Source organism: Burkholderia paludis (genome assembly GCF_000732615.1).
Lineage (GTDB): Bacteria > Pseudomonadota > Gammaproteobacteria > Burkholderiales > Burkholderiaceae > Burkholderia > Burkholderia paludis.
This window is the reverse complement of sequence record NZ_JPGL01000094.1, coordinates 1-24,095: the sequence shown is the minus strand read 5'-3', so window position 1 is coordinate 24,095 and position 24,095 is coordinate 1. Positions and strand designations below refer to the sequence as shown.

Genomic DNA, 24,095 nt, shown 5'->3' with positions numbered 1-24,095 from the left:
ATGCCCCCGCCCTCCGCTTCCCCTTCGCCTGCGCCTGCGCAGCCACCCGGCGTCCTCGCGCTGTTCATCGCGTTCTCGCAGATCGGCCTGACCAGCTTCGGCGGCGGACTCAGCGGGCGGATGATGCGCGACTTCGTGTACGAGCGGCACTGGCTCGACGAAGAGGCGTTCCTCAACGGCCTCGCGCTGTCGCAGGCGCTGCCGGGCGTCAACGTGAAGAACCTCGCGATCTGGATCGGCTACCGGCTCGCCGGATGGCGCGGCGCGGTGGCCGGCTTCACCGGCATCATCGCGCCGCCGGCCGTGCTGATCGTGCTGTTCGGCATCGCGTTCTCGACCTTGACGCGCTTTCCGCTCACGCACATCGCGCTCGCCGGCGCGGCGGCCGCGGCGATCGGGCTGTCGATCTCGATGGCGATCACCGCCGTGCGCCGGCTGCCGCGCCGCGCGCTGCCGTTCGCGGTGATGGCGCTCACCTTCGCATCGGTCGCGCTGCTGCACTGGCCGCTCGTCTGGACCGTGCTGGTCGGCGGCACGCTGAGCGTCGCGCTCGAATACCGCCGCGCGGCCGCGGCCCCGGCCACGACCGGGAGCGACACGCGATGACCGCTTCGCAACGCTACGTCGCGCTGTTCGGCGTGTTCGCCCCGCTGTCGATCGCAACGATAGGCGGCGGACAGGCGATCATCGCCGACATCCAGCGGCAGGTCGTCGACGTCCATCACTGGATGACCGCCGCGCAATTCGTGAACGACTTCGCGATCGCGCGGATGGCGCCGGGCCCCGGCTCGCTGCTGGCGACGCTGATCGGCTGGCAGGTCGCCGGCTTCTGGGGCGCGGTGATCGCGACGCTCGCGCTGTTCGGCCCGACCGCGTTCCTGATCTACGGCGTCGCGCATCTGTGGCGCCGGCACCAGGGCGCGCGCTGGCAGATCGCGCTCGAGGCCGGCCTGCGCCCGATCGCGGCCGGCATGATCCTGGCGTCGGTGTGGGTGCTGATGCAGGCGCTCGACGGCGGCTGGGCCGCGCGCGCGATCGCGATCGCATCGACGCTGTGCGTGATGTATACGCGCGTTCACGCGCTGCTGCTGATCGCGGCGGGCGCCCTGCTGCTCGTCGGCGTGCACGCGATCGGCGGCGCATAGCGCACGCCGCCGTCGCCGCGCCGTCGCGCCGCCCGGGCGCGCGAGCGCCTAGCCGCCGCGAAACACCGGCGCGCGGCGCTCCGCAAACGCGCGCAGCCCCTCGTCGAAATCCGCGCCTTCGCACGCCTGCCGGCGCAACTCGGCGATCCGTTCGAACGCATCGGCCGGCAGCGGTCGCGCATCCTGCAGCACGCGCAACTGCTCCTTCACCGCATGCACCGCGAGCGGCGCCTTCGCGGCGATCGTGCGCGCGACCTCGAGCGCCGCATCGTCGACGCCGCCCGCGTCGGCCAGCCGGTTCACGAGCCCGTGATGCGCGGCGCGCTCCGCATCGAGCGGTTGCGCGCAGAAGAACATCTCCTTCAGCACGTGGATCGGCAGGTTGTCGTAGAAACGCAGCAGGCCGCTCGTCGAATACGGCAAGCCGATATTCGCGGGTGTCATCGCGAACCGCGCATCGCGCGCCGCCACCACGAGGTCGCAGCTCATCACGAGATCGACCGCCCCGCCCCATGCCGATCCGGCCACCGCCGCGATCACCGCGCCCGGATAAGTCCGTACGCGCCGCAGCGCGCGTTCGAGCGGCTTGCCGTATGCGAGCGGATCGCGATCGTCGGCCAGCTCGCGCAGGTCGTGCCCCGCGCTCCACACGTCGCCGCTGCCGTCGTTCGACAGGATCACGACCGGCGGCGGACGGCGTTCGGCAAGCGCGTCGAGACGCGCGACGAGCGCATCGAGCAACGGTGCGTCGAGCGCATGCCGACGCGCCGGATTCGCGAACCGCACGCGCACGATCCGCTCGTCGACGCTGTCGACCGTCACGCGCGATGCATCGTCCCGTTTCGTCGTGTCGTTCATTGCACGGCCTCCGCCACCGCGTCGGCCTGGAAGATCGTGCGGCCGGCCAGCAGCGCGTCGATCGCGTCGTCGTCGTAACCGGCCTCGCGCAGCACGTCGACGGTATGCTCGCCGAGCAGCGGCGGCGCATGGCGCGTGCGCGGCGCCGGCACGTCGTCGCCCATCCCGCCGAGCGGCGTGACGACCTGGCGCAGCGTGCCGAGCGTCGGATGCGCGACCGGCTCGACCAGCCCGCAATGCCCGAGCTGCGGATCGTCGAACACCTCGTCGAGCGTATTGATCGGCCCCGCCGGCAACCCGGCGTCGACGAAACGCTGCGTCCATTCGCGCTTGCCGCGCGTACGCAGCCGGCTTTCGAGCAGCGCCTTCAGCGCGTCGCGGTGCGCGACACGCGCGTCGTTGGTGGCGAAGCGCGGATCGTCCGGCAGCTCCGGCAGATCCAGCAACTGACACAGGCGCAGCCACATGTCGGACGTGATCGGCGCGAGGTTCAGCGGCCCGTCGGCCGTCTCGAACACGCCGTACGGCGCGATCACCGCATGCGCGTTGCCGGTGCGGCGCGGCACGTCGCCGAGGCTCAGGTAGCGCTGCCCGTGCACGCTCAGCAGCGCCACGAGGCTTTCGAGCAGCGACGTGCCGACATGCTGGCCGCGCCCGGTGCGCTCGCGCTCGAACAGCGCGGCCATCACGCCCGTCGCAACCCACATCCCCGAACTGAGATCGCCGATCGCGGTACCCGTGCGGGTCGGCTCGCCGTCGGGAAAACCGGTCAGGCTCATCAGCCCCGCGTAACCCTGTGCGATCTGGTCGAAGCCCGGCCAGTCGCGCAGCGGGCCGCGCGGGCCGAACGCGGTGACGCTGCCCATCACGAGCCGCGGATCGCGCGCGCTCAGCGCGGCATAGCCGAGCCCCATCGCGTCCATCGTGCCCGCCTTGAAATTCTCGATCACGACGTCGGCCTGCGCGACCAGGCGGCGCACCACGTCGAGGCCGGCCGGCTGCCTGAAATCCACGCAGATGCCGCGCTTGTTGCGGTTGCAGGACAGGTAGTACGTGCTCACGCCGCGATCGAACGGCCCCCATGCGCGGCTCATGTCGCCGTGCGGCCCCGACTCGACCTTGATCACGTCGGCGCCGAGATCGGCGAGCACCATCGAGCAGAACGGCCCCGACAGCGCGCGACTCAGATCGACAACCTTGATTCCTTCCAATGCCTGCATTCTGGACTCCTGATAGTAATGACTGGGTGTGGCGAGTATGCGCACGATCGCGGTGCGCCGCTCATTCGGGCAGCGTCTGGTGGCGCGTTTCGACGGCGAACGGCAGGATCAGGATGCCGAGCCCGAACACGGCCGCCGTCCACGCGACCGGCACGCCGAGCGAACCGTAGCCGTGTATCGCCGCGCCGAGCAGGAAATTCACGCCCGCGCCGATGAAACGACCGACCGACGCGTTGAACGCGAACGCGGTAGCCCGCACGCGCGTCGGGTACTGTTCGGGCAACCACAGCGAGAAGATCGCGAAGTTGCCGCCGAAGAAGCCGAGAAACACGAGCGACACCATGAACGCGGCGAGCCCGTTCGGCTGGTAGAACGCCCAGCCGAACGCGAACACGATCGCAGCGGCCATGCCCGCGAAATACACGCCGAGCGCCGCACGCCGGCCGAGCCGCTCGGACAGCCACGGAGCAACCAGGCAGCCGGCGATCGTCGCGCACGACAGGATCGCCGCGCCGATCGATGCGAGCCGCATCGCGCCGATGTGATCGATGCCCGCGCGCGCCGCCAGCGTGCTCACCGCGCTCGCCTCGTAGACGGAGCCGGCCCACAGCCCGACGATCGCGACGCCGACGAGGCTCGCGCTCGTCAGCGTGCGACGCCGGAAGGCCGGCGCGAAGATCTCGCGCAGCGGATGCGCGCGCCGTGCGTCGGCCACATCGCCGTCGCGGGCGTCGTGCCGGCGCCACTGCCCCGGCTCCTTCACGCGCATCACGGTAAACACCGCGAGCAGCGCCGGCGCGAGCCCGCACAGGAACATCGCGCGCCAGCCGTAGGTCGCGCCGATCGTGTAGTTCAGGCACGCCGCGATGAAGAAGCCGAAGTAGTAGCCCGTCTGCAGGTAGCCGGCGCCCATCTTGCGGCGGTCTTCCGGCCAGCTCTCCGCGACGTAGGTGCCGGCGAGCGCCCATTCGCCGCCGACCCCGATCCCGGCGATCAGCCGGCACGCGGCCAGCGCCCACACGTCGTGCACGAACGCGGCCGCGCCGGTGAACACCGAGTAGATCAGGATGCTCGCCGCGAGCGTCCGGACGCGGCCGAAGCGGTCGGCCAGCGGCCCCCAGATGAACGACAGCCCCCAGCCGATCAAGAACAGCGCGAACAGGATCGACCCGTACATCCCGAGATTCGCGGGCGTCGCCGCGATACCGGACGCCGGCAGCAGCTCGGTCAGCGCGGGAATCAGCACGAGCGCGTAGATCACCGAATCCACGCCGTCGAGCACCCAGCCCGCATACACGGCCCAGAAGCCCTTGACCTGCTCGCGCGTGAGCGGCGTGCGCCGCGGCTTCGCGCCGGCCGCCGGCGCGTCGATCGCCTTGAACATCTTCGTCTCCTTGCCGGCGAGGCCGGCGCTTTTGCCGCGTCCGGTCCGGGATGGCCGGCAGGCTGGCTCTTTTGTGAGACGAGTATAGAAACGCTATCGATCGGAGAAAAATATGATATTCATCTTGCTCGATCGGATTGTCTTATGGCTCGAATCGGGAGACGGTGGCGATGGACTTGAGGCAGTTGCGCTATTTCGTGAAGGTCGTCGAATGCGGCAACGTCACGCATGCGAGCGAGGCGCTGCATGTCGCGCAGCCGGCGGTGAGCCAGCAGATGCGCAATCTCGAACAGGATCTCGGGATGCAGCTGCTCGAGCGGAGCGTACGCGGCGTCGCGCCAACTGCCGCCGGCCGCACGCTGTACCGGCACGCGCTCGAACTGCTGCGCCAGGCCGACGGCACGCGCGAGCTGCTGCGCCGCGACGCCGAGACACCGCAGGGCCGCGTGACCGTCGGCATGCCGTCGAGCACCGCGCGCGTGCTGGCCATTCCGCTCGCCCGCGCGGTGCGCGACCGCTATCCGGGCATCATGCTGGAGCTGATCGACGCGCCGAGCGCGGATCTCGACACGCTGCTCGAACGCGCGCGGCTCGACCTCGCGATCGTTGTCGACGCGGTCGAGACGCGCGGCATCGCGCTTCACCGGCTGATGACGGAGACGCTGTACCTGATCACGTGGCCCGGGTTCCCGGTGCCGGACGATCCCGTGCCGCTCGACGCGATCGCGCGCATGCCGCTCGTGCTGCCGAGCGCGCCGAACACGATCCGCAACCGCGTCGACTGGGCGATGCGCGAGGCAGGGCTGTCGTACGGCATCAGCTTCGAGGCGAGCTCGACCGGGCTGCTGTTCGCGGCCGTGATGGCGCAGCTCGGCGTGACGATCCTGCCGTGGACGGCCGCGCACGTCGAGATCGAGGAGCGCAAGCTCAAGCTGTCGACGGTTGCGCACCGGCTGTTCGCCCGCGACCTGTCGCTGTGCTGGCACGATACGGCGCTCCTCAGCAACGCGGTGCAGAAGGTGAAGGCCGAGATCGTCCGGCTGTTCGACACGCTCGGCCGGCGGCCCGAATGGGCGGCCGGGCAAGCCGACGGTACGTGACTCGTGCCGTGCATGCGCGGTGGCGCCACGCCGCGCATACGAAGCTCGCCGCATCCCGGGTATCGCTGGCGCCGCCCCTTCTCCGCCGCGTCTGCCTCGGCGCCTTCGCCGGCATCGGGCCGGCAGCCTGCGCGCGGGCGCCCGCCGGGCGGCCATTGACAACGCCCCCCGGCGCCCCTTAACGTTGGGCCCATCTTGACCATCACCGGTTCAGCTTAAGAGGTTGTCGGCCCACTAGTGCTCGACACCTCCGCCTTCATCGAAGGCCTGCTGCTTGGCGCCGGCCTGTTCACGTCGGTCGGCCCCAAGGACGCCTTCGTCATCAAGCGCTCGCTCTCGAGCCCCCATCTGCTTTCCATCGCCCTCGTCTGCGCAGGCAGCGACGCACTGCTGATCGCGCTCGGCGCGCACGGGTTGTCGTCGTTGCTGGCGCGCCATCCCGGCGTGGTGTCGGCCGCGCTGTGGGCCGGTATCGCGTATCTCGCCGGTTATGGCCTGCTCGCGCTACGCTCGGCGATCCGGCGGCGACAACCGGAGCACGTCGACGGTCCGCGCACGGAAAGCGAACCTGCGCTCACGCGCACGGTGCTCGCGACCGCCGCCGTCTCGCTGCTCAATCCGTATGCGTGGATCGACACCGTGCTGCTGCTCGGCACCGTGATCGCGAGCCACCCGCCCGCCGCACGCGCGCCGTTTGCGCTCGGCGCGACGACGGCTTCGCTTGCGTGGTTCCTGATGCTCGCCTATGGCGCGCGTGCGTGCCGTGCGTGGTTCGCTCGTACGCTCGCATGGCGTGTGCTCGATTTCTTCGTCGCGGCGATGATGCTCGGCTTCGCGGTGCGTTTCGCGATCGACGCGCTTTAGGCGTCAGCGGCCCGCCACCGCGCGAAACACGTCGTGCGCGCCCGCATGAAGCTCGAAACCGATGCCCGGCGCTTGCGGTACGCGAGCGTACCCTCCGTCGACGCTGGCGCCGTCGGCCAGCCCGTTGAACGGATGGAACGCGAACGGATTGACTTCCGCGCCGCCGAGCCCGAGCGCCGCGACGACATGCAGCGAGAACAGGTGGCCGCCGTGCGGCCAGAACGCGTCGCGCCGCCAGCCGCGCGACAGGAAATGCCCGACGATCTGCAGATAACCCGGCAGCCCGTAGCAATGCACCGGATCGAACACGAGCACGTCGCGGTCGCTGCGCAAGCCGCCGTAGCGGTCGAGGAGCTTCGCTTCCGCGAGCGAGAACAGCGCTTCGCCGGCCGCGACCGAAGGCGCGTATCGCGCGGTAACGTCGGCCTGGAGCGGCAGGTCGAGCGGATCGCAGATGTCCTCGAACCACCAGAGGCCGAACGGTGCGAGCATCGCGGCGGCGGCGTGGACGGTCGTTGCGTCGTACAGGTTCATCGCATCGACCGCGAGATGCGAACTGTCGGCGAGGTACGCGGACGCGGCTTCGATGCGGCGCCGGTCCAGGTCGAGATCCGCCCCGCCGATCTTGATCTTCGCGTGCGTATGGCCGAGATCGGCGATGCGGCGCATCTCGTCCGACAGGCGCGCCAGATCGTCGTGCGGATAGCGGTAGCCGCCGCCTGCATACACGCGCACGAGCGGCGCGGCGACACGTTCGAGACGGTCGGCGAGAAAGCGCGCGAGCGGCAGGCCGGCGATCTTCGCGGCAGCATCCCAGATCGCCATGTCGAGCGCGCCGACGGCCACGCAGCGCTCGCCGTGGCCACCGGGTTTTTCACCGGCCATCATCGCGCGCCATGCGCGGAACGGATCGAGGTTCGTGCCGGCTTCGTCGGCGAGCGTGTCGGCGGCGGCCAGCAGACGCGGCGCGAAACGTTCGCGGATCAGGCCGCCCTGCGCGAAGCGGCCGACCGATGCATAGCCGTAGCCGGTCACGGGGCGGCCGTCGCGCACGACGTCGGTGACGATCGCGACGACGCTCGTCGTCAGGCCGCCGGATGGAATGGCCGGGTCGGCGTAGCGGGAAACGGGAATCGCCTGTTCGTGAATCGCGGTGATGCGCATGGTCGGGGTTCCGGTGAGGGCGGCCGGTGCGGGCGGAAGACGGGCGCGATGCGGCCGGTGCGGTGGGCGGACCGTTGCATCATAAGGGCTGGCGCGGTGGATTGCAGGGGGTGTCCGGCGTGGATGCGTGTGTTTCGAGGCGGGCTCCGGGCTCCTTCTCCTCATACTCGGCAGCAGTCGTCTGAGATCTCGACACGGGTCGCGCCGAACGCGAGAACTCGTCGCCTCTGCACGAAGGCCACCGAATCATCGACGCGGACAACCTCCAACGACGGATTCCAGCCAGACGCTGGCAACCGTCGCAGCGACGCCACCGCTCCAGCATCGATCCATGCCTGTTCCAATGCCGGCAGTCAGAATCCGACGCTTGCCATCTCTACCCAACCCCCTGTAGAATCGCAGGCTCTGCGGGCGTCGTATAATGGCCATTACCTCAGCTTCCCAAGCTGATGACGTGGGTTCGATTCCCATCGCCCGCTCCAGTACGGACAAACCCCTGCCACGCAAGGCTCTCAGGGCTCCTCCAAAGTCGCCGTACTCACACCTTCTACCCACAGCTGCTACTCACACCTGAGCTTGAATTTGGGCCATGGGGCGTTCCGTCTGCCGATCAAGACACCCAGGTTGCACCGAGACAAGAAATCCGGCGCGTATTTCAGAGGTGGCCCCACTCGCTCGGACAGGTTTCTGAGATTTTTAAGTGGAACGTCCGAGGCAATCATGCTGCCGATTTGATCGCAGGCAGCGCCGCGACCTATGCCTCATCCGGCGCCTGATCCGCCAGGCCGAATGGGGCCGTTTCCGGTTGTACAGCCCGATGTAGTCGCCGATGGGGCGCCGAGAATGGGCTGACCGACTCGTAGGCCTGCAGGGAAATCTCTTCGCACTTGATACTGCGCCACACCCGCTCGACGAACACGTTGTCACGCCAAGCCCCTTTGCCGTCCATCGACAGCCGAACGCCTCGACCCAGTGCGGCCTCGGTGAACGCGCCCGCCGTGAACTGGCTGCCCTGATCGGTATTCACGAAGTCGGGTAGCCCACAGCGGGCGAACGATTCTTCCAGTGCCTCAACGGCATACGTGGCTTCCATTCGGTAATCTGGTTCGGGTGAACATCGAACTGCTGCGCCGGCTCTGCCAGCGTGCGCTCGCCCTTGACCACAGCCAGCGCCACCTTCGCTTTGAACTCCGCTGAATGCGCGCGTCGAGTTCTCTTCGTCACTTTCTCGGTTCCTTTGCCAGCACTATCGCTGGCCCAGGCCCCGGACGTTGTACTTATTCGATTGTCCGGATTTGCGCGACCAACTCTTTGCAAGATTTATTATTAACAGGCGCCTCGTATAGTCGACGCATTCGTCACATAACACAATCACACCAAAAAATAAATTTCAACCACACACAAAATTCATTCAGGAAGACACATTTTATGTGCCCTCCTTTATATGCAACAGACTTAGAATGTTCCCGCCGCACTGGAGCTACTACAGTCGATCGTCACCGTCGCAGATGCCTCACCTGCTGGCGCAGAACCAGTAGAACCGCTAATCGTGACGGTAGAACTACTAGTCGCAGTCAGCTTTCCGATCTGTCCGGGTATGCACTGGACATTCACGGACTTCCCGTCGATCGGCGTCATCGTGATGTTTTCGCCACGCCAAATAAAGCTATAGGTTCTCACCGCATTGCTTTGCGGCACTGCATCTCCAGTAGCCGTACACGTCCCACCAGACGATGAAGAACATTGAAGCACGACTGTCGACCCCGTTGATTGTGCGTTTGCACCAAGACTCACACCAACCAAAAGCAACCCACCGAACAGAGAAGCAAAGGTCTTCATATTATCTCCATCATTAAAATAACCTAACAATATAGTTAGGAAGACCAATACTACCTCAGGATGATTTCATCATCAATTCCAGATCCGACACAATATTATCAACCACCGATCGCCAATCCCCGCGTTGAGTTTGTCGATATAATTTCAACGTATTCGGATACCATATTGACGTATCACGTGATCCCGCCCATCTCCAGTCGGTTCTAGCAGCGGACAGCAACACCCAGCACGGTACGCCGAGTGCACCGCACAGATGCGCCATCGATGTATCGACAGTGATTACTAGATCAAGCTGTTTCACAATTGCTGCCGTGTCATCGAAATTATCTATTTTTCCACCAAGATCACACACGGGCTGGACATTATGAAGCTCATAAATCTCTTTACGCCCGCGTTCTTTTTGAAGACTAATGTAACTAACACCCTTGACCTTCCAAAGTGGCGCGAGTATTGAAAAACTCGACAAAGATCGAAACATATCCGCTTCATGCTTCTGCGCCCCCTTCCAGACCAGGCCAACCCGCATCGATCCAGTCGGAATTTCCTTTCTCCACTTTTTTACTGAATTTTTTGAAGGGGAAATATAGGGTATTTTATTTGGCACACTATCAGGCCTTGTCTTCAAAATATATGGAAGACTAAATATAAGAGTCCAGAAATCGTAGCGATGGCGTCCGAGCTCCTTGACAGACGAAATCACCTCATCGACACCGGGAATTGACTTAAAAAGAGTGCGAAGTTCAGAACTACAGGCCAGAATTATTCGTCCCGCCCCGGCCTTCTTTAAAATTGCGACGTACCTCGCCATTTGTATTTCGTCGCCAAACCCTTGCTCACGTATAACCAATAGAGACTTTTTATGCAAGGCCTCCCCCTGCCACTGCCTAATATTTGCCGAAACAGAACGAGACATAAATTCGTTAGAAATACTGGGAAGTCGCCGTTCATTAGCCTCCCAACCTTCATCCCACCTTCCCATTTCAAGCAACAGCGTGCTAAGGTTGACGTGATGAAACGACTCATCGGGACAGATGGCAATGGCGTCACGATAAGCTTGCTCTGCCTCACCATGCCGACCCATACCTCTAAGCGCGACACCCAGATTTGAGTGTGCCAAATGATGCTGAGGATTTTCTCGCAATACAGACCGATAAACCTCCTCCGCATCTTTCAATTGATCAAGCTGATGCAGCGCAACGCCGAGATAATGAGCAAGCTCGACATCATCAGGACGGTCGACCATCACGCGGCGACACATCTCTATAGCATCTCGAAACTTCCTCAAATCAAGCAACAATCCAATTAGATTGTCTTGAATATCTTTCCGACGCCCATCGATCGATAAAGCCACCCTGTAGAGATTTTCCGCGGCCTCCGGCCACTGCCTTACCTTCCAATAAAGCGTCCCCAAGTTATTATATGAATCCACCCAATCGGATCGAATGTCAATAACTCTTTTCCAATAGCGCTCGGCCTCATCAAAGCTTCCCAGGCTATAGCAACACGCCCCCGCAAGATTCAAAATCTGAATATTATCAGGATCAGAATCCAGCAAGACCACTATGCTCTCGTACGCATCAGAAACATCTTTCTCTCGATATATGGAGAGAGCCAATTCGAATAGGGAAGATTGATCCGCGCTCATATTTATCAAATTAATCACAAATCAATAACGCACACGATAAATTCGAATGAAAGTGATCTAAAAATCTACACTCTTGCATTAGACTTCGAAAGCTTTTCTTGGAACCTGGCCTAGAAACGCGAAATAGGCATTTTTTGCTGACTTCACATATGGACGAATACATTTGGGTTGTGCTACACTAGCGGCCTATGCGAAGCAAGCATTTTTTGCTCGAAGTTCACGCAGTAGAGCAGATAAGTAGCTGATTTTAAATAGAAGTTGCGGTAGGTGGTTTACTCTTCCATCGCCCGCTCCACTTTCCGGCTGCATCGCAGCCTGCGCATGAGCCGCCTCGTCGAAGGCGGCTTTTTTGTACCATGTGCCGGACCGCCCGGCGCATCGCCGCGCGCAACGGGCCCTCGCCCGCAACCGAGCCTTTCTCTGTCACCGATGATGCACGACGACCCGAACGAAGCCGGCCTGCCGCCGCACGACGACGCCCTTCCCGACGAAACCGCCGAAGGCGCCGACGCAGTCAATCCGCTGCACCACCGCCGCATCCGCAGCTTCGTGACGCGCGCCGGCCGCGTGTCGACCGGGCAGCGCCGTGCGCTCGACGAATTCGGCCCGCGTTTCGTGGTGCCGTATGCGCCGGAGATGCCCGACTGGAACGCGGTATTCGGCCGCAGCGCGCCGCGCATCCTCGAGATCGGCTTCGGGATGGGCGCATCGACCGCGGAAATCGCCGCGAACCGGCCCGGCGACGACTTCCTCGGCGTCGAGGTGCACGAGCCGGGCGTCGGCGCGCTGCTGAAGCTGATCGGCGAGCAGGATCTGACGAACATCCGCATCATCCAGCACGACGCGGTCGAAGTGCTCGAGCACATGCTCGCGCCGGAAAGTCTCGACGGCGTGCACATCTTCTTCCCCGATCCGTGGCACAAGGCGCGCCACCACAAGCGCCGGCTGATCCAGCCGCCGCTCGTCGCGCATCTCGCGTCGCGCCTGAAGCCCGGCGCGTACATTCACTGCGCGACCGACTGGCAGAACTACGCGGAACAGATGCTGGAAGTGCTCGGCGCGGAGCCGACGCTCGAGAACACGGCCGCCGACTACGCGCCGCGTCCCGACTACCGCCCGGTGACGAAGTTCGAACGGCGCGGGCTGCGGCTCGGCCATGGCGTGTGGGACCTGGTGTTCCGCAAGCGCGCAGGCTGACCGCGCCGGCAGGCGCGCACGTCGCGCCGCCCCCGGACGACAAAACGGCCCGACCGGCATCTGCCGGTCGGGCCGTTTTTCATGGGCGGCAGGTTCGCCCCGCCGCGGGCCTCACGCCCAGTTCAGCCAGCCGCTGTACCCGACCAGCAGCACGAACAGCCCGAACGCGATCCGGTACCACGCGAACACCGTGAAATCGTGGGTCGCGACGTAGCGCAGCAACCAGCGCACGCACACGAACGCGCTGACGAACGCGGCGACGAGCCCCAGCGCGAACAGGCCGAGCGAATCGACGGTGAACGCCTGCCAGTCCTTGACGGTTTCATAGAGCGTCGCGCCGAAGATGATCGGGATCGCGAGAAAGAACGAGAATTCGGTGGCCACGCGCCGGTCGAGGCCGAACAGCATCCCGCCGATGATGGTCGATCCCGAGCGCGACATGCCGGGAATCAGCGCGAAGCACTGCGCGATGCCGACCTTGAGCGCATCGAGCGGCGTCAGCGCATCGACCGACACCACCCGCGGCGGCTCGCGGCGCTCGCGCTGCCGCGCCTCGGCCCACAGGATGATCGCACCGCCCACGACGAGCGCGAACGCGACGGGCACCGGCGAGAACAGCACGGCCTTGATCTTCTTCTCGAACAGGAGGCCGAGCGCGATCGCGGGAATCGTCGCGATCACGACGTTCAGCGTGAAGCGCCGCGCGTCGGGCCGGCCCGGCAGCCCGGACACGATGGACGCGATCCGCTGCCGGTATTCCCAGCACACCGCGAGGATCGCGCCGAACTGGATCACGACGTCGAACGTCTTCGCGTGCGAATCGTTGAAATTCAGGAAGCTGCCCGCGACGATCAGGTGGCCGGTGCTCGACACCGGCAGGAATTCCGTCAGCCCCTCGACAACGCCGAGGATCAACGCCTTGCAGATCAGGATCCAGTCCATCCGTGGCCCAACTCCGAAATGGTCGAACGAATGGGCCACCCTTGCGCGCGCGGCCCCCTACGGCCGCGCGCGGTCCGTCGTCATTTTTCGACGATCGCCACGCGTATGCCGTTTGTAAGAATCGTAATTGTACCGGGTTCGTAGTTCACACCGGCAAATTGCAGTTGTTCAGGCTTGAACGTGTAGATCGGATAGTTGGTCAACAACTGGGTCGCGAGCAGGCCGGCAGCCGCGCCGACCTGCTGCGCGTACATCTGCGCGTCGCCGTCGAGCGCGAGATTGTCGACGGCCGGCGCCTTCAGCACGACCGAGCGGCTCGACGCGTCGTAAGCCAGCTGGCCCGACACGGTGAACTTGCCGCTGACGGGCGCGCGCAGGAACGGGCTCGCGAAATGCGCGTCGAGCTGCACGGCGATGCGGTTCTGGTCGGGCAGCAGGCTGACGGCCGGGTTCGCAAGCGACACGTCGACGACCTGCGCGACCGTCTTCTGGTACGGGAACTTGCGCGCGACGGCCTTCTGCACGTCGCCGCGCGAGAACGTGTAGTGATCGGGGATGAACGGGAACGTCGACGCGCAGGCAGCGAGCGAGAGCGCCACGCCGACGGCGCCGACGGATGCGGCGAGAAAACGGCGCCGGCCAGCGGCGCAAGGGGCGGTCATGCTGAACACTCTCCAGTAGGCGACGGCCGCGTCGCGGCCTCGAGGCGCGTGAGCCACGCGAGCGCGTCGTCGCGGGACGCGCCGCACATGTCGGCGGCCGGTTGCAGCCCCGAACAGCAGGCGGGCCGCTCGGGCCGGCCGAAGATCATGCAGCGCAGGTCAGCGCCAAGCTGCACGCAGCGCACGCCGGCCGGCTTGCCGTCGGGCATGCCCGGAATCGGGCTGGAAATCGACGGCGCGATGCAGCACGCGCCGCAGCCGGCACGGCACGCGTGCGGCGGCTCGACCTCGGCGTGCGCCGGGCGGACAGGCATTTCGACGGACACTCGGCTCTCTCGAACGGACAACGACAATCGGTGCGGCAACCGGACGCGGCGTCCGGCGGCCCCACCCCGCATTGTGCCATCGCCGGCTGCGACGTTATTACACAATGCAGCCGAATCGCGCGTTTATATACTCGAAAGCATCTAAAAAGCGCGAGGCCGTCATGCGTCCTGGTTCTGCCGACACGATGTTCCGTCCCGATCTGCTCGCCAAATACGGCGCGAACGGGCCGCGCTATACGTCGTACCCCACCGCGCTGCAGTTCCGCGACGACTTCGACCCGGCGGACTATGCGCGCGCGGCCGGCGACCCCGGCGCGTCGTCGAGCGAACTGTCGCTGTACTTCCACATCCCGTTCTGCAACACCGCGTGTTTCTACTGCGGCTGCAACAAGATCGCGACCAACAACCGCCGCCGCGCGCGCCCGTATCTCGACCAGCTCAAGCGCGAGATGGCGCTGCAGGCCGCGCTGTTCGATCCCGCGCGCCCGGTCACGCAGCTGCACTGGGGCGGCGGCACGCCGACCTTCCTGTCCGACGACGAAACGGCCGAACTGATGGCCGCCACCCGCGAGCACTTCTCGCTCGCGCCGGATGCCGACGCCGAGTTCTCGATCGAGATCGACCCGCGCACGGTCACGCCCGCGACGCTGGTGCACCTGCGCAACATCGGCTTCAACCGGCTGAGCCTCGGCGTGCAGGATTTCGACCCGGCCGTGCAGCAGGCGATCAACCGCGTCCAGCCGCTCGCGATGACGGCCAGTCTGCTCTCCGCCGCGCGCACGACCGGCTTCCAGTCGGTGAGCGTCGACCTGATCTACGGGCTCCCGCACCAGACCGTCGCCGTGTTCGCGCGCACGCTGGAAACGATCATCGAGCTCGCGCCCGACCGGCTGTCGGTGTTCGGCTACGCGCACATGCCGCACCTGTTCAAGATGCAGCGGCAGATCGACGACGCGACGCTGCCGCCGCCCGAAACGCGCATCGCGCTGCTGGGCCTCGCGATCGACATGCTGACGTCGGCCGGCTACGTGTACATCGGGATGGATCACTTCGCGCGGCCGTCCGACGAGCTGGTGCGCGCGCAACGCAACGGCACGCTGCAGCGCAATTTCCAGGGCTACAGCACGCGCGCGGATACGGACCTCGTCGGCTTCGGCGTCTCGTCGATCGGCAAGGTCGGCGACGTCTACGCGCAGAACGCGAAGGATCTCCCCGCCTATGGCGCCGCGCTCGACGCGGGCCGGCTGCCGATCGCGCGCGGCGTACGGCTCACGCCCGACGACCGGCTGCGCCGCGACGTGATCACGCAGCTGATGTGCAACCTCGTGCTGCCGTTCTCGCATGTCGAAGTCGCGCACGGCATCCGCTTCACCGATCATTTCGCGCGCGAGCTCGACGCGCTGCGTCCGTTCGAGCGCGACGGGCTGCTGACGATCGCGCGCGACCGCCTGACGATCCATCCGGCCGGCCGGATGGTGGTGCGCAACATCGCGATGGCATTCGACGCGTATCTCGGCCAGACCTCGCAGCAGCGCTACTCGCGCACTGTCTAGGGCCGCCAGGGGCCCCGCCGGGCCCGCGCCGGCCGCACGCGCGCGGCCGGTTTGATACAGTGTGGGGCTTACGCTACGCCAGAACCCGCACGATGCGCACCACCAAAGCGACCCACGCGGTCGAACGCCTGAAGACCCGCTCCGGCAACCCGCAGTTCGCGGCCGTCGCGATGGCGGGCGGCCTTTTCTATCTCGTCGACCGCTCGGGCGGCACCACCGAGAAGCGCAGCGAGCCGCTGCCACTCGACGAGTTCGTCAGGTTCGTCGACGAATTCGGCCCCAAAAAGCCGCGCAAGGCGAGCAAGCTCGACCTCGCATTCGAGGCGCAGATCAAGAAGAGCAGAGGATAAAGGTCTGTTGCAGGCCGCCTGAAGGCTCGGCCGCCGCCCTGTTTGGTACAATCGTGGAGTTTATCTATCCCCGCTGATGGCCGACCAGGCTGCGTGACCACACCATGAATATCGAAAAAGCGCGTTTCAACATGATCGAACAGCAGATCCGGCCGTGGGACGTGCTGGATCTGGACGTCCTGGGCCTGCTGTCGATCGTCAAGCGTGAGAACTACGTTCCGGCCGAATACCGCGATCTCGCGTTCGCCGACCTCGAACTGCCGCTGCCCGGCGGCAGCAGCAAGATGCTGTTCCCGCGCGTCGAAGCGCGCGTGCTGCAGGAACTGGCGGTCAAGAAGCACGAGAACGTGCTCGTGATCGGCGCCGGCTCGGGCTACCTGGCCGCGCTGTTCGCGCATCGCGCGCAGCACGTGACGGCCGTCGAGATCGATCCTGCGATCGCGAAGTTCGCGGCGGACAACCTGCGCAACGACGGCGTGACCAACGCGGAAGTCGTGCTCGGCGACGGTTCGCGCGGCTGGGCCGGCAAGGCGCCGTACGACGTGATCTGCGTCGCGGGCGGCCTGCCCGTCGTGCCGCAGGACCTGCTCGAACAGCTGAAGGTCGGCGGCCGCCTGTCGGCATTCGTCGGCGGCCGTCCGGTGATGAAGGCGCAGATCATCACGCGCATCGACGACAAGCAGTACCGCGTCGCCGACGTGTTCGAAACCTACGTCAACCACCTCGTCAACGCGATCGAGCCGTCGCGCTTCAAGTTCTGAGCGGCGGAGCCTCCATGCAGATCCTGACGCCCGCGATGCTCGCGCAATGGCTCGGCGATTCGGCGCGCCCCGCGCCGGTCGTGCTCGACGTGCGCGAGCCCTGGGAAATCGCCACCGCGCACATCGCCGGCAGCGTGTCGATCCCGATGCAGCAGATTCCCGCGCGCAGCGAAGAGCTCGACGACGAAGCCGAAATCGTCTGCGTGTGCCATCACGGGATGCGCAGCGCACAGGTCGCGATGTTCCTCGAATCGCGCGGCTTCACGAAGCTGTACAACCTGCAAGGCGGAATCGACGCGTGGTCGCGCGACGTCGATCCGTCGGTGCCGCGTTACTGACCGTTCCGGTCGCACCCGACCGATTCGCCGAACGGGCACGCATGGCGTGCCCGTTTTCATTTCCGCGCACCATGTGCCGCCACGCGTCGTCGCCGGCCGGGCATGTCGCCGCCATCCGGCCGCATCGCTGACGCACGCCCGCACGAGCGCGGGCACGTCGCCCGCCTGACGCGCCTCCCCCTCCTCCCGGCCACGCTCGCCGCCCCCTGAGCGCAACCGACCGGCTGCCGACGCCATCCGTCGAGGTGCCGCGCACGCACCATGCTTGACCGCACGCCCCCGAATCGCGCATCGCGCCGCGCCAGATGCGTGCGGCGAACGCGGCGCCGCGTGCCGCCCCGTCACCCTGCACGCCTTGCGCCGCAAGGCATGGCGTCCATTCCCGATGCTCTGGCACGGTTCTTGTGTTGCCTCGTGAACTTGTACACAAGAGGGAATACGAGATGCGAGGATGGACGATTGCGGACTGGCTCGACGCCTATGTCCGGGGCGCCACGCCCGAAACCCTGCTCCGCGACCTGCTGGACACGCTCGCGGCACCCGATCCGGCCTGGATCTCCGTGGCGACGCGCGCGCAACTGGACGCGCAACTGGCGTCGCTCGCGCAACGACTCGCCGCGGCTGGCGGCGACCGGCGCGCGCTGCCGCTCTACGGCGTACCGTTCGCGGCGAAGGACAACATCGACGCGGCCGGATTCGCGACGACCGCCGCATGCCCGGCGTTCGCCTATACGCCCGCCCACGATGCGACGGTCGTCGCGCGGCTCGTGCAGGCCGGCGCGATCGTGATCGGCAAGACCAACCTCGACCAGTTCGCCACCGGCCTCGTCGGCGTGCGCTCGCCGTACGGCGTGACGGTCAACGCGTTCGATCCGGACTACATCTCGGGCGGCTCGAGCGCCGGGTCGGCGTCCGTCGTCGCACGCGGGATCGTACCGTTCGCGCTCGGCACCGATACCGCCGGCTCCGGCCGCGTGCCGGCCGGCCTCAACAACATCGTCGGCCTGAAGCCGACGCGCGGCGCACTCAGCAATACCGGCGTCGTTCCGGCCTGCCGCACGCTCGACTGCGTATCCGTGTTCGCGACCACGACCGAAGACGCGTTGCGCGTCTACGACGTGGCCGCGGCGCTCGACCTGGCCGACGGGCTGTCGCGCGCGGCGCCGCCCGCCGCCGCCGCGTGGCGCATGCCCGACGCGCCGCGCTTCGCGATTCCCGCCGCGCCCGAGTTCTTCGGCGACACGGCGGCCGAGCACGCGTTCGCGGCAGCGGTCGCGCAGCTCGAGGCGCAGGGCGCGACCTGCGTGCCGATCGATTTCTCGCTGTTCGACCGCGTGACCGCGCTGCTGTACGACGGGCCGTGGGTCGCGGAGCGCTATGCGGCCATCCGCGAATTCGCGGCCGCGCACGAGGCGGACATTCACCCGGTCGTGCGCGACGTGATCTTCCGTGCGCGCGAATTCTCCGCCGCGGACGCGTTCGGCGGCCTCTACCGCCTCGCCGACCTGAAGCGCGAAGCCGACGCGCTGCTCGCGCCATTCGACGCGCTCGTGGTGCCGACCGCACCGACCCACTACCGCGTCGACGCGTTGCTCGCCGATCCGATCCGCCTGAACAGCAACCTCGGCAAATACACGAACTTCGTCAACCTGCTCGACTGGAGCGCGGTCGCCGTGCCGGCCAGCCTGCGCGACGACGGGTTGCCGTTCGGCATCACACTGATCGGCGACGCGTGGCGCGAGCGCGCACTGGCGACCTTCGCGGGTGCGTGGCACCGCACGACCGAGCTGCCGCGCGGGGCGACCGGCGCGCCGCTGCCCGCCGCCACGCCCGGCGACGACGCCGGCCTGCCGCGCGATCCGGCGCCGGGCACGATCCGGGTCGCGGTCGTCGGCGCGCATCTGCGCGGCATGCCGCTCAATCACGAGCTGACCTCGCGCCGCGCGCGCTTCGCCGAAGCGACGACGACCTCGGCCGACTACCGGCTCTACGCGCTCGCCAACACCACGCCGCCGAAGCCGGGGCTCGCACGCGGACCGGGCGGCGCGCCCATCAAGGTCGAGCTGTGGGACGTGCCGTCGGGCGAGTTCGGCTCGTTCGTCGCCGGCATTCCGTCGCCGCTCGGCATCGGCACGCTGACCCTCGCCGACGGCCGCCAGGTGAAAGGCTTCATCTGCGAACCGCATGCGCTCGCCGACGCGCAGGACATCACCGCGTTCGGCGGCTGGGCGAACTATCTCGCCAGCCGCTGACCCGCCGCCCCGCCTTCACGCCCCCGACATCGAGACCCCGCCCACCATGTTCGATACCGTCCTGATCGCCAATCGCGGCGAAATCGCGTGCCGCATCGCGCGCACGCTGAAGCGCATGAACATCCGTTCCGTCGCCGTCTACTCCGACGCGGACCGCAACAGCCTGCACGTCGCGGCAGCCGACGTCGCGATCGCGCTCGGCGGCCAGGCCGCCGCGGACAGCTACCTGCGCGCCGACCTCATCATCGCCGCGGCCCGCGAAACCGGCGCACAGGCCATCATTCCCGGCTACGGCTTCCTGTCCGAGAACGCCGACTTCGCGGCCCGCTGCGAAGCCGAGGGCATCGCGTTCATCGGGCCGACGCCGCGCCAGATCGAGCAGTTCGGCCTGAAGCACGCGGCGCGCGCGCTCGCGCAGACGGCCGGCGTGCCGCTCACGCCGGGCTCCGGCCTGCTCGCCGACCTGGCGAGCGCGCAGCAGGCGGCGGCAGCCATCGGCTACCCGGTGATGCTGAAAAGCACCGCCGGCGGCGGCGGCATCGGGCTCACGCGCTGCAACGACGCGACCGAACTCGCTGCCGCGTTCGACTCCGTGCAGCGGCTCGGGCAATCGTTCTTCGCGAACGGCGGCGTGTTCGTCGAGCGCTTCGTCGACCGCGCGCGCCACGTCGAGGTGCAGATCTTCGGCGACGGCAACGGCAACGTCGTCGCGCTCGGCGAGCGCGACTGCTCGCTGCAGCGGCGCAACCAGAAGGTCGTCGAGGAAACCCCGGCGCCGCGCCTGCCCGAAGCCGTGAGGCGCGACCTGCTCGCGGCCGCGGAGCGCATCGGACGTTCGGTATCCTATCGTTCGGCCGGCACGGTCGAATTCATCTACGACGCCGCCGCGCAGGCGTTCTACTTTCTCGAAGTGAACTCGCGGCTACAGGTCGAGCACGCGATCACCGAGGCCGTGACCGGCGTCGACCTCGTCGAATGGATGATCCTGACCGCGGCCGGCGCCCCGCCCGCGCTCGATCGCGTGCCGCAGGCGCACGGCGCATCGATCGAGGTCCGGATCTACGCGGAGAACCCGCTGCGCAACTTCGCGCCGAGCCCCGGCACGCTGACGGAAGTCCGGTTCCCCGACGACGTGCGGGTCGACACGTGGGTCGAGACCGGCTCCGAAGTCTCCGCGCACTACGACCCGATGATCGCGAAGCTGATCGTGCGCGGCGACGACCGGGCCGCGGCGATCGACGCGATGGCGCGTGCGCTCGACGAGACGCGCCTGTCGGGCATCACGACCAACCTCGACTACCTGCGCAGGATCGTCGCGAGCGAAGGCTTCCGCGCGGGCGACGTGTCCACGCGCCATCTCGACACGTTCGCCTATCGCCCCGCCGTCGTCGAGGTGATCGAGGCCGGCACCTACACGACGATCCAGGACTATCCGGGCCGGGTCGGCTACTGGGATATCGGCGTGCCGCCGTCCGGCCCGATGGACGACTGGGCCTTCCGCGTCGCGAACCGGATCGTCGGCAACGTGCCCGGCGCGGCAGGGATCGAGACGACCATGCTCGGGCCGACGCTGCGGTTTCACGCGGACGCGCTCGTCGCGCTGACCGGCGCGCCGACCGACGCGACGCTCGACGGCGCGCCCGTCGCGTTCTGGGCGCCGGTGCCGGTGCGCGCCGGGCAGACGCTGCGGATCGGCAAGGCGACAAGCGGCTGCCGCACCTATCTCGCGGTGCGCAACGGCTTCGACATGCCCGTCTACCTCGGCAGCCGGTCGACGTTCGCGCTCGGGAAATTCGGCGGGCATGCCGGCCGCACGCTGCGCCCCGCCGACGTGCTGCCGATCGCCGATCCGGCGCTGCCCGCGACGGCCGACCTCGCACCGTGCGACGCGCCCGCGCCGCTGCCGGCGCAACAGGTGCCGCAATACGGGCAGCACTGGGAAATCGGCGTGCTGGTCGGCCCGCACGGCGCGCCCGATTTCTTCACGCCCGCGTCGATCGAAACCTTCTTCGCGAGCGACTGGGAAGTGCACTACAACTCGAACCGTCTGGGCATCCGCCTGAACGGCCCGAAACCCGAATGGACGCGCTCGGACGGCGGCGAGGCCGGCCTGCATCCGTCGAACATCCACGATTGCGAGTACGCGATCGGCAGCATCAACTTCACCGGCGACATGCCCGTGATCCTGACGCGCGACGGCCCGAGCCTAGGCGGTTTCGTCTGCCCGGTCACGATCGCGAAGGCCGAACTGTGGAAGGTCGGCCAGGTGAAGCCGGGCGACCGCATCCGCTTTCGCGAACTGACGTTCGACGAGGCGCTCGCGCTCGAGCAGCGGCAGGACGAGGCGATCCGAACCTGCGGCGCGCAAGCGGCCACGCCGCCCGCGTTTGCCGGGCGGCGCGGCTCGCCCGTCCTGTTCGAGGCCGCGGCCGAAGGCGAGCGCCCGAAGACGGTGTTCCGCCAGGCCGGCGACAAGTACGTGCTGGTCGAATACGGCGAGAACGTCCTCGACCTGAACCTGCGCTTTCGCGTGCATGCGCTGATGGAGGCGTTGAAGGCCGCGAACGTCGCGGGCATCGTCGAGCTGTCGCCGGGCGTGCGCTCGCTGCAGGTGCGCTACGACAGCCGCGTGCTCGCGCAGCGTGCGCTCGTCGCGGCGCTCGCCACGGCGGACGCGTCGCTGTCGGGCGTCTCGACGATGAAGGTGCGCAGCCGCGTCGTGCACCTGCCCATGGCGTACGAGGATTCGGCGACGCTCGACGCGGTCGCGCGCTACCGCGAGACCGTGCGCGACACCGCGCCCTGGCTGCCGAGCAACACGGAATTCATCCGCCGCATCAACGGGCTCGATTCCGCCGACGACGTGCGCGACGCGATCTACCGCGCGAGCTACATGGTGCTCGGGCTCGGCGACGTCTACCTGGGCGCGCCGTGCGCGGTCCCGGTCGATCCGCGCGACCGCCTGCTGACCTCGAAGTACAACCCCGCGCGTACCCATACCGCGGAAGGCACGGTCGGGATCGGCGGCGTGTACATGTGCATCTACGGCATGGATTCGCCCGGCGGCTATCAGCTCGTCGGCCGCACGCTGCCGATCTGGAACACGTTCCTCAAGAACCGGCTGTTCGTCGACGGCAAGCCGTGGCTGCTGCGCTTCTTCGACCAGGTCCGCTTCCATCCGGTCACGGAAGCGGAGCTCGACTCGCTGCGCAGCGACTTCCGCGAGGGCCGCCACGCCGTGCGGATCGACGAGGAGGAATTCGATCTCGGCGCCTACAACGCGTTCCTCGCGCGCATCGAGCCGGAACTCGACGCGTTCCGCGCGGCACAGCAGCAGGCGTTCGCCACCGAGGTCGCGCACTGGGCCGGCGACGCCGGCGCCACGCAGGCCGTCGACACGCACGCCGGGCCGGCCGCCGCGCACGATGCGCCCGACGCACCCGACAATGCGGCGATCCGCGCCGACGTCAGCGGCAACGTGTGGAAGCTGACCGCGGCGCACGGCGACACGGTCAGCACCGGCGACACGCTGATGATCCTCGAGGCGATGAAGATGGAGTTCCCGATCGTCGCGCCGCGCGACGGCCGGATCTCGGGCTTCCATTGCAGACCGGGTATGATGGTTCACGCCGGCGACCCGCTGGTATCGATCGTCTGACGGTTGCCCGTCATCCCCCCGCTTCCGGAATCCGACATGGTGGACAAGCACGCGCCGGCCGAGCCGGCCAGTCATCCGAGCAACCTCGCCGCGCAGATCTATGCGCGCCTGAAGGCCGACATCTTCGATTTCCGCCTGCTGCCCGGCGACCGCTTCAGCGAAGGCGACATCGCCACGCGCATGCAGGTCAGCCGCACGCCGGTGCGGCAGGCGCTGTTCTGGCTGCAGCGCGAAGGCTACGTCGACGTGAACTTCCGCAGCGGCTGGCAGGTGCGCGCGTTCGACTTCCAGTACTTCGAGAATCTGTACGAGGTGCGCGTGATGATGGAAACGCATGCGATCGCGCGCATCGTCGACACGGCGCAGTCGGCCGCGCTCGATCCGCTGCGCGAGATCTGGTGCGTGTCCGCGCGCAAGCGCGAACAGGATCCGGCCCGCGCCGCCACGCTCGACGAGGGCTTCCACGCCGGGCTGGTCGCGGCCACCGGCAACCAGGAGATGGCGCGCATGCATGCGGACGTCACCGAGCGCATCCGCATCATCCGCCGTCTCGACTTCACGAAGGCGCCGCGCATCGCGGCCACCTACGATGAACACGCGGCGATCCTGAAGGCGATCGCGGCCGGCGACGCCGCAGCCGCGCAGCAGCTGATCCGCGCGCACATCGCGGAAAGCCAGGCCGAAGTGAAACGCATCACGCTGTACATGATGCAGACCGCCCGCGAGCGCTACGCGGCACGCGCCAGCGCATAACCCCCCGCCCTCCCCGGATGCGTGCGTGCCGCGCCCCAACGTGGCGCAATGCACGCACCGACATCACCCCGCTTCACCCCCTCC

At 67.0% G+C, this 24,095-nt stretch carries 21 protein-coding genes, 1 tRNA gene and 1 pseudogene; 13 read left to right on the top strand and 10 right to left on the bottom strand.

Going from position 1 to position 24,095, the window contains the following annotated elements:
• Both GQ56_RS0136700 and GQ56_RS0136695 read left to right on the top strand, forming a co-directional pair.
• Positions 1 to 606 (top strand): chromate transporter (locus GQ56_RS0136700; RefSeq protein WP_031403382.1); only part of this gene is annotated, 606 nt, incomplete at its 5' end.
• On the top strand, positions 603 to 1,145 hold the full coding sequence (locus GQ56_RS0136695) for a chromate transporter (RefSeq protein WP_031403381.1): 543 nt from the start codon (positions 603 to 605) through the stop codon (positions 1,143 to 1,145). The genes GQ56_RS0136700 and GQ56_RS0136695, both read left to right, overlap by 4 nt.
• Before the next feature lie 48 nt (positions 1,146 to 1,193).
• Here GQ56_RS0136695 and scpB read toward each other — a convergent pair whose 3' ends face one another.
• From scpB to GQ56_RS0136680, 3 genes are all read right to left on the bottom strand, one after another.
• Complete coding sequence (gene scpB / locus GQ56_RS0136690) at positions 1,194 to 2,003, bottom strand: methylmalonyl-CoA decarboxylase (RefSeq protein WP_031403380.1); 810 nt, start codon at positions 2,001 to 2,003, stop codon at positions 1,194 to 1,196.
• Positions 2,000 to 3,223 carry a CaiB/BaiF CoA transferase family protein gene (locus GQ56_RS0136685; RefSeq protein WP_031403379.1) on the bottom strand — a complete coding sequence of 408 codons (1,224 nt, stop codon included), beginning with the start codon at positions 3,221 to 3,223 and terminating at the stop codon, positions 2,000 to 2,002. The genes scpB and GQ56_RS0136685 overlap by 4 nt, the downstream gene beginning before the upstream one ends.
• Before the next feature lie 61 nt (positions 3,224 to 3,284).
• Positions 3,285 to 4,607 carry an MFS transporter gene (locus GQ56_RS0136680; RefSeq protein WP_031403378.1) on the bottom strand — a complete coding sequence of 441 codons (1,323 nt, stop codon included), beginning with the start codon at positions 4,605 to 4,607 and terminating at the stop codon, positions 3,285 to 3,287.
• A gap of 170 nt (positions 4,608 to 4,777) precedes the next feature.
• On the opposite strand from GQ56_RS0136680, the gene GQ56_RS0136675 reads away from it, so the two are divergent.
• Positions 4,778 to 5,707 (top strand): LysR substrate-binding domain-containing protein, encoded by a 930-nt coding sequence (locus GQ56_RS0136675; RefSeq protein ID WP_031403377.1) that lies wholly within the window; start codon positions 4,778 to 4,780, stop codon positions 5,705 to 5,707.
• Between the two features lie 237 nt (positions 5,708 to 5,944).
• A complete protein-coding gene (locus tag GQ56_RS0136670; RefSeq protein WP_031403376.1) occupies positions 5,945 to 6,571 on the top strand; it encodes a LysE/ArgO family amino acid transporter in 627 nt (208 codons plus the stop codon).
• 3 nt (positions 6,572 to 6,574) lie between these two features.
• Here GQ56_RS0136670 and GQ56_RS0136665 read toward each other — a convergent pair whose 3' ends face one another.
• Positions 6,575 to 7,735, bottom strand: coding sequence for a mandelate racemase/muconate lactonizing enzyme family protein (locus tag GQ56_RS0136665; RefSeq protein ID WP_031403375.1), 1,161 nt, complete (start codon positions 7,733 to 7,735; stop codon positions 6,575 to 6,577).
• A gap of 407 nt (positions 7,736 to 8,142) precedes the next feature.
• On the opposite strand from GQ56_RS0136665, the gene GQ56_RS0136660 reads away from it, so the two are divergent.
• Positions 8,143 to 8,217: transfer RNA gene (locus GQ56_RS0136660), tRNA-Gly, on the top strand.
• A gap of 214 nt (positions 8,218 to 8,431) precedes the next feature.
• Here the strand turns inward: GQ56_RS0136660 and GQ56_RS39775 are convergent.
• From GQ56_RS39775 to GQ56_RS42445, 3 genes and pseudogenes are all read right to left on the bottom strand, one after another.
• A pseudogene (locus tag GQ56_RS39775) lies at positions 8,432 to 8,828 on the bottom strand (integrase core domain-containing protein); the annotation flags it as partial.
• Positions 8,759 to 8,911: a hypothetical protein gene (locus GQ56_RS47315; RefSeq protein WP_407638618.1), complete on the bottom strand. Its 153-nt coding sequence runs from the start codon at positions 8,909 to 8,911 to the stop codon at positions 8,759 to 8,761. The pseudogene GQ56_RS39775 and the gene GQ56_RS47315, both read right to left, overlap by 70 nt.
• 718 nt (positions 8,912 to 9,629) lie before the next feature.
• Positions 9,630 to 11,219 (bottom strand): tetratricopeptide repeat protein, encoded by a 1,590-nt coding sequence (locus GQ56_RS42445; RefSeq protein ID WP_075123098.1) that lies wholly within the window; start codon positions 11,217 to 11,219, stop codon positions 9,630 to 9,632.
• Between the two features lie 429 nt (positions 11,220 to 11,648).
• On the opposite strand from GQ56_RS42445, the gene trmB reads away from it, so the two are divergent.
• On the top strand, positions 11,649 to 12,416 hold the full coding sequence (trmB, locus tag GQ56_RS0136645) for a tRNA (guanosine(46)-N7)-methyltransferase TrmB (RefSeq protein WP_031403373.1): 768 nt from the start codon (positions 11,649 to 11,651) through the stop codon (positions 12,414 to 12,416).
• A 111-nt stretch (positions 12,417 to 12,527) separates the two neighbouring features.
• On the opposite strand, the gene GQ56_RS0136640 is transcribed toward trmB, so the two are convergent.
• The 3 genes from GQ56_RS0136640 to GQ56_RS0136630 form a co-directional block, all read right to left on the bottom strand.
• A complete protein-coding gene (locus GQ56_RS0136640; RefSeq protein WP_031403372.1) occupies positions 12,528 to 13,358 on the bottom strand; it encodes an undecaprenyl-diphosphate phosphatase in 831 nt (276 codons plus the stop codon).
• Between the two features lie 80 nt (positions 13,359 to 13,438).
• Positions 13,439 to 14,020, bottom strand: a complete 582-nt coding sequence (locus GQ56_RS0136635) for a DUF1439 domain-containing protein (RefSeq protein ID WP_031403371.1) — start codon at positions 14,018 to 14,020, stop codon at positions 13,439 to 13,441.
• Positions 14,017 to 14,334, bottom strand: coding sequence for a YkgJ family cysteine cluster protein (locus GQ56_RS0136630; protein ID WP_031403370.1), 318 nt, complete (start codon positions 14,332 to 14,334; stop codon positions 14,017 to 14,019). The genes GQ56_RS0136635 and GQ56_RS0136630 overlap by 4 nt, the downstream gene beginning before the upstream one ends.
• A 173-nt stretch (positions 14,335 to 14,507) precedes the next feature.
• Here GQ56_RS0136630 and hemN point away from each other — a divergent pair, with 173 nt between their 5' ends.
• The 7 genes from hemN to GQ56_RS0136595 all read left to right on the top strand — a co-directional run bounded on the left by hemN (position 14,508) and on the right by GQ56_RS0136595 (position 24,011).
• The gene (gene hemN / locus GQ56_RS0136625; RefSeq protein ID WP_031403369.1) at positions 14,508 to 15,899 is read left to right on the top strand and encodes an oxygen-independent coproporphyrinogen III oxidase; all 1,392 of its coding nucleotides are present in this window, start codon (positions 14,508 to 14,510) and stop codon (positions 15,897 to 15,899) included.
• A 92-nt stretch (positions 15,900 to 15,991) separates the two neighbouring features.
• A complete protein-coding gene (locus tag GQ56_RS0136620) occupies positions 15,992 to 16,249 on the top strand; it encodes a hypothetical protein (protein WP_031403368.1) in 258 nt (85 codons plus the stop codon).
• A gap of 104 nt (positions 16,250 to 16,353) precedes the next feature.
• Complete coding sequence (locus GQ56_RS0136615; protein ID WP_031403367.1) at positions 16,354 to 17,010, top strand: protein-L-isoaspartate O-methyltransferase family protein; 657 nt, start codon at positions 16,354 to 16,356, stop codon at positions 17,008 to 17,010.
• Between the two features lie 14 nt (positions 17,011 to 17,024).
• Positions 17,025 to 17,348, top strand: coding sequence for a rhodanese-like domain-containing protein (locus GQ56_RS0136610; protein ID WP_031403366.1), 324 nt, complete (start codon positions 17,025 to 17,027; stop codon positions 17,346 to 17,348).
• A gap of 443 nt (positions 17,349 to 17,791) precedes the next feature.
• A complete protein-coding gene (gene atzF / locus GQ56_RS0136605) occupies positions 17,792 to 19,600 on the top strand; it encodes an allophanate hydrolase (protein WP_031403365.1) in 1,809 nt (602 codons plus the stop codon).
• A 46-nt stretch (positions 19,601 to 19,646) separates the two neighbouring features.
• Positions 19,647 to 23,258: an urea carboxylase gene (gene uca / locus GQ56_RS0136600; RefSeq protein WP_031403364.1), complete on the top strand. Its 3,612-nt coding sequence runs from the start codon at positions 19,647 to 19,649 to the stop codon at positions 23,256 to 23,258.
• 36 nt (positions 23,259 to 23,294) lie between these two features.
• Complete coding sequence (locus tag GQ56_RS0136595; RefSeq protein WP_031403363.1) at positions 23,295 to 24,011, top strand: GntR family transcriptional regulator; 717 nt, start codon at positions 23,295 to 23,297, stop codon at positions 24,009 to 24,011.
• Positions 24,012 to 24,095 lie beyond the last annotated feature (84 nt).

What these genes read in the sequence shown, in the direction of transcription:
- GQ56_RS0136630 (WP_031403370.1), bottom strand. Translation starts at nt 14,334, where the DNA reads ATGCCTGTCCGCCCGGCGCACGCCGAGGTCGAGCCGCCGCACGCGTGC.
- uca (WP_031403364.1), top strand. Translation starts at nt 19,647, where the DNA reads ATGTTCGATACCGTCCTGATCGCCAATCGCGGCGAAATCGCGTGCCGC.
- GQ56_RS0136640 (WP_031403372.1), bottom strand. Translation starts at nt 13,358, where the DNA reads ATGGACTGGATCCTGATCTGCAAGGCGTTGATCCTCGGCGTTGTCGAG.
- GQ56_RS0136620 (WP_031403368.1), top strand. Translation starts at nt 15,992, where the DNA reads ATGCGCACCACCAAAGCGACCCACGCGGTCGAACGCCTGAAGACCCGC.
- GQ56_RS42445 (WP_075123098.1), bottom strand. Translation starts at nt 11,219, where the DNA reads ATGAGCGCGGATCAATCTTCCCTATTCGAATTGGCTCTCTCCATATAT.
- GQ56_RS0136695 (WP_031403381.1), top strand. Translation starts at nt 603, where the DNA reads ATGACCGCTTCGCAACGCTACGTCGCGCTGTTCGGCGTGTTCGCCCCG.
- scpB (WP_031403380.1), bottom strand. Translation starts at nt 2,003, where the DNA reads ATGAACGACACGACGAAACGGGACGATGCATCGCGCGTGACGGTCGAC.
- atzF (WP_031403365.1), top strand. Translation starts at nt 17,792, where the DNA reads ATGCGAGGATGGACGATTGCGGACTGGCTCGACGCCTATGTCCGGGGC.
- GQ56_RS0136595 (WP_031403363.1), top strand. Translation starts at nt 23,295, where the DNA reads ATGGTGGACAAGCACGCGCCGGCCGAGCCGGCCAGTCATCCGAGCAAC.
- GQ56_RS0136685 (WP_031403379.1), bottom strand. Translation starts at nt 3,223, where the DNA reads ATGCAGGCATTGGAAGGAATCAAGGTTGTCGATCTGAGTCGCGCGCTG.
- GQ56_RS0136615 (WP_031403367.1), top strand. Translation starts at nt 16,354, where the DNA reads ATGAATATCGAAAAAGCGCGTTTCAACATGATCGAACAGCAGATCCGG.
- GQ56_RS0136610 (WP_031403366.1), top strand. Translation starts at nt 17,025, where the DNA reads ATGCAGATCCTGACGCCCGCGATGCTCGCGCAATGGCTCGGCGATTCG.
- GQ56_RS0136675 (WP_031403377.1), top strand. Translation starts at nt 4,778, where the DNA reads ATGGACTTGAGGCAGTTGCGCTATTTCGTGAAGGTCGTCGAATGCGGC.
- GQ56_RS0136665 (WP_031403375.1), bottom strand. Translation starts at nt 7,735, where the DNA reads ATGCGCATCACCGCGATTCACGAACAGGCGATTCCCGTTTCCCGCTAC.
- trmB (WP_031403373.1), top strand. Translation starts at nt 11,649, where the DNA reads ATGATGCACGACGACCCGAACGAAGCCGGCCTGCCGCCGCACGACGAC.
- hemN (WP_031403369.1), top strand. Translation starts at nt 14,508, where the DNA reads ATGCGTCCTGGTTCTGCCGACACGATGTTCCGTCCCGATCTGCTCGCC.
- GQ56_RS0136635 (WP_031403371.1), bottom strand. Translation starts at nt 14,020, where the DNA reads ATGACCGCCCCTTGCGCCGCTGGCCGGCGCCGTTTTCTCGCCGCATCC.
- GQ56_RS0136680 (WP_031403378.1), bottom strand. Translation starts at nt 4,607, where the DNA reads ATGTTCAAGGCGATCGACGCGCCGGCGGCCGGCGCGAAGCCGCGGCGC.